We start from the raw sequence: 6,586 nt of genomic DNA, 5'->3' as shown, positions 1-6,586 counted from the left end.
GGCTCGCCCGCCCCACCACGCGCCAGGCCTTCCAGGCGACCTTCGCCTGCGGGGTGGCCCTCGCCGTGGGGCAGCTCGTCTCCGACGAACGCTGGTACTGGGCGGTCGGTACCGCCTGGTGGATCTTCGTCAACACCGCCTCGCGTGGCGAGACCCTCGTACGGGGCTTCCGCCGTGTCGTCGGTACGGCGGCGGGCATCGCCGTCGGGCTCCTCGTCGCGGTGCCTCTGGACGGCGCGCCCGGCCCCACCGCGGCCCTCGTCGCGGTCTGCGTCTTCGGCATCTTCTACACCGCCGCCCCCTCGTACAGCTGGATGATGTTCTTCGTCACGGTCATGGCCGGACTGCTGTACGGGCTCCTCGGGGTGCTGCACCCCGGCCTGCTCGCCCTGCGCCTCGAACAGACGGGAGTGGGCGCCCTCGGCGCCGCCCTCGCAGTCGCCGTCGTGCTGCCGATCACCACGCACGCCGCCACCGACGCATGGATCCAGCGCGCGCTGTTCGCCGTACGCCGGTGCACCGCCGAGTCGGCGCGGCGGCTGGCGGGCGACGCGTCCGCCGACCCCGCCCCGCACGTCGCCGAGCTCGAACTCCTCCTCGGCAGGGTGCGGATCTCCCTCGCGCCCCTGCTGCACCCGCTCAGCCCCCTGGGCGTCCGCAAGGAGCGTGCCCGCGCGGTCGTGGTGCACCTCGACGAGTGCGCCCGGCAGGTCCGGGGCCTGGCGGCCGTCGCGGCCGACCCCGACGCCTCGCACGACGCCCGCCTCACCGCCGCCTGCCAGCGCGTCGAAGCGGCCCTGCACACACTCGTCGCGCCCGGCCCCGACCAGGTGCCGACGGCGGCCACGACGGCCACGGCGTCCGACGCGGTCCCGCACCACCCCGGCGCCGAGCACGCGCTCGCCCACCTCCGGGAGCTGGAGACGGCGATCACCTCGCTCGCCACGCCGCTGCGCGACAACCCCCGCGGGGTGTTCGCGGAGGCCTGACCTGGGGATTGTCGGTGCCTCCGTGTAGCGTGCGGAGGCACAACGGTTCGGTGGGGAGGGCGGCATGGGGATCACTGACGAGCGACGCGGCCGGCAGGGGCGGTTCGCGTACATCGGGTCGTTCACGAAGGCGGGCGGCGCGGGCCTGACGGTCGCCGAGGTGGACCCCCGTACGGGCGGACTGACGGCCGTGCACTCCACCGATGCCGTCGTGAACCCCTCGTTCCTCGCGCTCTCGCCCGGCGGCGACGTGCTCTACGCGGTGAGCGAGACCGACGAGGGCGCCGCGGCGGCCTTCTCCCTGGCCGACCCCGCCCGGCCGGCCCTGCTCGGCGAGCCCGTCCCGGTGCGGGGTGAGGCACCCACCCACCTCGCTTGTGTCGGGACGCACCTGTTCACGGCCAACTACCGTTCCGGAAGCGTCAGCGCCCTCCCCGTCCGTACGGGCGGGGGCCTCGGCGCCCCGAGCGCCGTTCTGCCGCACCGCGGCTCCGGGCCCGTGACCGAACGACAGCAGGGGCCGCACGCCCACGCCGTCGTGCCCGATCCCTCCGGACGGTGGCTGCTCGCCGTCGACCTCGGCACGGATTCCGTCTGGATCCATGCCCTCGGCCCCGTGACCGGGCTGCCGCGCGCGCACGGCGAGACACGGCTGCGGCCCGGGACCGGCCCCCGGCACCTCGCCTTCCATCCCCGCGGCGACCGCGCGTACGTGCTCAACGAGCTGGACTCGACCGTCGTCGTCTGCGACTGGGACGCGGGGGAAGGGTTGCTCACCCCGGGCAAGGAGGCACGCGTCGCCCCGGGGGCCGCGCCCGCCAACTATCCGTCGGAGCCCGTGGTCTCCACGGACGGCCGGTTCCTGTGGGCCGCCAACCGCGGATACGACAGCATCACCACACTGGCGCTCGACGCGTCCGGTGACGTCCTCGGCATCCAGGGCTCCACCCCGTGCGGAGGCCACTGGCCCCGTGACCTGACCCTGCACCCCGACGGCAGGCACCTCTACGCGGCCAACGAGCGCTCGGGCGACGTCACCTGGTTCACCGTCGACCCCGACACCGGCATACCGAGCCTCTCGGGAGCGCTCGCCGCGCCCGCGGCTTCCTGCGTGCTCTTCGCCTGAGACGGGCAGCGGTCCCGATACCGGCCGGAGATCGGTACCGGCCACGCGGAAAGGGGCTCCCCGCGACGCGGGGAGCCCCTTTCCGCCACATCCCTCTCAGAGGGAGAAGCCGGCCGTCAGCGGACCGGCGCGCCCTGGAGCGACGGCTGGGTCGTCATGCCCAGCACGGCCGCGTACTTGGCCGCGACGAGCTTGCCGATCGCCGAGTAGGCGCCCAGCGGCTCGGCCGTCGAGCAGGCGGCCTCGCGCGCGGCCTCGGCCGCGAGCCCCTCGGCCACCTCCGGGCCGACGAGGCAAGGGGCGAGCGCCAGGTTCCGGGAGCCGGACGCGCGCAGCTGCTCCGCGGCCCGCGCGATCGCGCCTTCCTCGTCCAGCGCCGCCGCGAGCACCGGCACCGCGAGCCGGGCCGACAGCAGCATCCCGGTGATCCCGGCCGCCTGCACGGCCTCCTCGCCGCCGACCGTCGCCAGGATGATTCCGTCCGCCGCCGTTGCGACTGTGAACAGTCGGGCGCGGTCAGCCCGGGCCAGACCGGCCTCCGAGAGGCGTACGTGCAGGGCCTCGGCGAGCAGGGGGTGCGGGCCGAGCGTGTCGGTGAGCTCGGTGACGGAACCGCTGTTCATCACCGCCTGGCGTATACGGCGCAGCTGGGCGCTGTCGGGGCCCGCCAGGAGCGGCACGGCCACGGCCGTGGGCCAGCGCTCCCAGGGGCCGCCTCCGTCCGTCTCCTGGCCGCCCTGGGCTTCGCTCGCGCGAGCGGCGCGCTGGGCCGCCGCGTGGGCCAGGACGGACTCCAGCGACGGGAAGCCCACGTCGTCGCCGTCGGTGTCCAGGTAGCCGATCCGCGCGTCGAGCCCCGGGAGCTCGGAGCGGGCGATGCTGAGCGTCTCCTCGGCGAGCTGGCGGGTGGCGATGTCGGGCGTCCCCGGTACGGCGAGGACCAGCGGCGGGGCACCTGTCGGCGCCGCCGCGGGCTCCGGCCGCCGGTGTCGTCCGGACGGTCGGGGGCGCGGCATTCGTACAGGCAGGCCAGGCGTGGGCCCTGTGGGGGAGCTCATGGCGCCGCATGTTAGCCGTTCATCCCACCAGGCCGTTCGGGCGGGGGCGATCCGGTGCTGTCTGTCCGGATTTATTCGGCCATACATCCGCTGTGCGCAGAGCTGTTCAGCAAATGATACGCAACATCACCGGGTCGGGTGGCAACCGCAGAGTATCCGTCAGCAGGGCTCCTGCCACGCGCAATGCGCCGTCCAGCGGTGTGCCCTCAGTGGCGACGAGTCGCGCATGAGGTAGTTGCAATTGCAACTCTTCGTGCAGCGGTGCGAGGAGCGGGGCACCCATGCGAAAAAGTCCGCCTGTGAGTGCGACTTCACAGGTCGCATCAGCCTCGCCCTGCTCCTCCGTCGGCTCCGGCAGGCGGGCCATTCGACCGGAATCCGGTCGGTGCGGCGGGCAGACCGCGGCCGCGGCCCCGGCGATGTGCCGGGCCGCTTCCCGGAGGATGCGGGCGGCCACCGGATCGGCCGGGGCGCATCGTGCGACCTCCGGCGCGAACGAGGCGAGCACCGCGGGCCGGTCCGTACGCGGATAGAGGAGACCGGGCAGCTCCCGGGGCGGGCCGAAGACGGTCGAGACCCGGGCGAGAAGGGTGTCCGAGCCGCCGGGGCGGCCGTCGAACGCGCGCATCGCCGCCTCGAGCCCCGCGCGGCCGATCCAGGCGCCACCGCCGCAGTCGCCCAGCAGGTGCCCCCAGCCGTCCGCGCGCCGCCAGCCCCCGTCACGGGTCAGGTCGGTGCCCAGCGCGATCATTCCGGTGCCCGCGGCCACGACGGCTCCCGGCCGTTGGCCCAGGGCGCCCGCGTAGGCGGTCACGGCGTCGGAGGCGAGGGCGAGACGGCGTACTCCGAGCGCCGCGCGCAGGGCGCCCGGCAGGACGGCGTGGAGTTCGGTGCCCAGCGCGGCGATGCCCGCCGCGCCCACACAGGCGGCCGCGCAGTGGTCCGCCCCGGCGCGGGCGAGCAGTTCCCTCGCGGAGGGCAGGACGTGTTCGAGAAGGCCGCGGGCATCGACGCCCGCGGCGCCGACCGCGGCGGGAGAGGGGCAGGACCAGGTCAGCGGCGGGCCCCCGCCCTGGGCGGGGGCCAGGGCGACGCGGATTCCCGAGCCACCCGAATCGACCCCCAGGACGAGGTCCGCCGCCGGGGTCACCGGACCGGCCGTGTCCCGGGCGCGGACACGGCCGACCGCCGCGTACGTGCCGTGGCGGGGCCCACCGGCCCGGGACGGTGTCGCATTACGGGAGCTGCCAGTTCACCGGTGTGGCGCCCTGGCGGGCCAGCAGATCGTTGGCGCGGCTGAACGGCCGGGAGCCGAAGAAGCCGCGGTCGGCGGACATGGGCGAGGGGTGCGCGGACTCGACGGACGGGACGCTTCCCAGGAGCGGGCGCAGATTGCGCGCGTCGCGGCCCCAGAGGACCGCCACCATCGGTCCGCCGCGCGCGACGAGCGCGCGGATCGCCTGCTCGGTGACCTCTTCCCAGCCCTTGCCCCGGTGCGCGGCGGGCCTGCGCGGGGCGGTGGTCAGGGCCCTGTTGAGGAGCAGGACGCCCTGTTGCGTCCACGGGGTGAGGTCGCCGTTGGACGGACGCGGCAGGCCCAGGTCGGTGTGCATCTCGCGGAATATGTTCTCCAGGCTGCCCGGCAGCGGCCGTACCTCGGGCGCGACCGAGAAGCTCAGGCCCACGGCGTGCCCGGGAGTCGGATAGGGGTCCTGACCGACGATCAGCACCCGTACTTCGTCGAACGGCTGCTGGAAGGCGCGCAGCACGTTCGCCCCGGAGGGCAGGTAGGTCCGGCCCGCGGCGATCTCGGCACGCAGGAAGTCGCCCATAGCGGCGATGCGTCCAGCCACCGGTTCCAGGGCCTTGGCCCAGCCGGGTTCGACGATCTCGTTCAAAGGTCGTGCAGCCACGGGGCGTCACTCTACTGGCTCAGCGCGTGCTCGCACGAACGCGCTCCGCTCACCGCGACGATCCGGCGGCGCCCGGTGTCCTCCGGATGTCCCCCGAACGAGTGGGCACCGTACGGGCGCACCGCTTCCGGAGTGGCACGCCCCCCGCTTGTACGAGAGGTGTCGTAATTCGATGAAAGCCGTAGTACGGTGTCTCTCGTACAAGCCGCAGCGTGCGGCTGCCCGAGGATCGGAGTCCTTGATGAGCGCCCTTTTCGAGCCGTACACCCTGCGGTCGCTGACCATCCCCAACCGCATATGGATGGCCCCCATGTGCCAGTACAGCGCCGCCGACCACGGACCCGACACGGGCGTGCCGACCGACTGGCACTTCGCCCACCTGGCGGCCCGCGCGGTCGGGGGCGCCGGTCTGATCCTCGCCGAGGCGACGGCCGTCTCGCCCGACGGACGGATCTCGCCAGCCGACCTGGGGCTGTGGAACGACCGTCAGGCGGAGGCGTTCCGGCGCATCACCGCGTTCCTGGAGGAGCACGGCACCGTCCCGGCGATCCAGCTGGCGCACGCGGGGCGCAAGGCGTCGACCGACCGGCCGTGGCTCGGCGGGAAGCCCGTCGGCCCGGAGGCGCACGGCTGGACGCCCATCGCCCCGTCCCCGCTCCCGTTCGCGGACGGCGACCCCGTGCCCGAGGAGATGACCGCCGACGACATCCGGCGCGTAGTCCAGGAGTTCGCCGCGGCCGCTCGTCGCGCGCTCGCCGCCGGTTTCAAGGTCGTCGAGATCCATGGTGCCCACGGCTACCTGATCCACAACTTCCTGTCCCCGCACAGCAACCGTCGCACCGACGAGTACGGTGGCTCCTACGCGAACCGCACCCGCTTCGCCCTCGAGGTCGTCGACGCGGTGCGCGCCGTGTGGCCCGAGGAGCTGCCGGTGTTCTTCCGGATCTCCGCCACGGAATGGCTGACCGAGAACCCCGAGGACGAGCGCGAGGGCTGGACCGCCGACGACACCGTGCGGTTCGCCAAGGAACTCGCCGCCCATGGCGTCGACCTGCTCGACACCTCCACCGGCGGCAACGTGCCCGATGCGGTCATCCCCACCGGGCCGGGCTACCAGGTGCCGTTCGCCACCAGGGTGCGCGAGGAGAGCGGCCTGCCCGTGGGCGCCGTCGGCCTGATCACCGAGCCTCGCCACGCGGAGGAGATCGTCGCGTCGGGCGGCGCGGACGCGGTGCTCCTGGGGCGCGAACTGCTGCGCAACCCCAACTGGCCGGCCACCGCGGCGACGGCGCTGGGCGTCACGCAGCAGCGGCCCGTCCAGTACCTTCCGGCGTTCGCGTCCCGGCACTGACGGCCGGTGCCCCGTCCCGGCGGAGAGATGCCGTTGGCGAATTCAGGGTTCGGCGTGACGTCGGTCTTCAAGACCTGGTTGTGGTCTTGAAGACCGACGTTGTCGTATGGGGTGGGTGTCGATGTCGATGCGTCCGATCGGGGATGGGG

General features: G+C 73.9%; 6 protein-coding genes. 3 read left to right on the top strand and 3 right to left on the bottom strand.

The window, feature by feature from the left end; translation table 11 throughout:
• A partial coding sequence (locus K6I34_RS28580; RefSeq protein WP_229330190.1) for an FUSC family protein occupies positions 1-989 on the top strand: 989 nt, incomplete at its 5' end.
• 64 nt (positions 990-1,053) lie between these two features.
• Complete coding sequence (locus K6I34_RS28575; RefSeq protein ID WP_229330189.1) at positions 1,054-2,115, top strand: lactonase family protein; 1,062 nt, start codon at positions 1,054-1,056, stop codon at positions 2,113-2,115.
• A gap of 116 nt (positions 2,116-2,231) precedes the next feature.
• On the opposite strand, the gene K6I34_RS28570 is transcribed toward K6I34_RS28575, so the two are convergent.
• The 3 genes from K6I34_RS28570 to K6I34_RS28560 all read right to left on the bottom strand — a co-directional run bounded on the left by K6I34_RS28570 (position 2,232) and on the right by K6I34_RS28560 (position 5,086).
• Positions 2,232-3,173, bottom strand: coding sequence for a hypothetical protein (locus tag K6I34_RS28570; RefSeq protein ID WP_229330187.1), 942 nt, complete (start codon positions 3,171-3,173; stop codon positions 2,232-2,234).
• 106 nt (positions 3,174-3,279) lie between these two features.
• Positions 3,280-4,323, bottom strand: coding sequence for a BadF/BadG/BcrA/BcrD ATPase family protein (locus K6I34_RS28565; RefSeq protein ID WP_229330185.1), 1,044 nt, complete (start codon positions 4,321-4,323; stop codon positions 3,280-3,282).
• Positions 4,324-4,408: 85 nt separating this feature from the next.
• Complete coding sequence (locus K6I34_RS28560; protein WP_229330183.1) at positions 4,409-5,086, bottom strand: uracil-DNA glycosylase; 678 nt, start codon at positions 5,084-5,086, stop codon at positions 4,409-4,411.
• 241 nt (positions 5,087-5,327) lie between these two features.
• Here K6I34_RS28560 and K6I34_RS28555 point away from each other — a divergent pair, with 241 nt between their 5' ends.
• On the top strand, positions 5,328-6,437 hold the full coding sequence (locus K6I34_RS28555) for an NADH:flavin oxidoreductase/NADH oxidase (RefSeq protein ID WP_229330180.1): 1,110 nt from the start codon (positions 5,328-5,330) through the stop codon (positions 6,435-6,437).
• The last annotated feature ends 149 nt before the right edge of the window (positions 6,438-6,586 follow it).

The sequence above is a fragment of the Streptomyces sp. UNOC14_S4 genome (assembly GCF_020740835.1).
Taxonomy (GTDB): Bacteria; Actinomycetota; Actinomycetes; order Streptomycetales; family Streptomycetaceae; genus Streptomyces.
This window is presented reverse-complemented; position numbering and strand designations above follow the sequence as displayed.

Coding starts and splice junctions, on each gene's coding strand:
- K6I34_RS28570 (WP_229330187.1), bottom strand. CDS start 3,173: ATGAGCTCCCCCACAGGGCCCACGCCTGGCCTGCCTGTACGAATGCCG.
- K6I34_RS28575 (WP_229330189.1), top strand. CDS start 1,054: ATGGGGATCACTGACGAGCGACGCGGCCGGCAGGGGCGGTTCGCGTAC.
- K6I34_RS28555 (WP_229330180.1), top strand. CDS start 5,328: ATGAGCGCCCTTTTCGAGCCGTACACCCTGCGGTCGCTGACCATCCCC.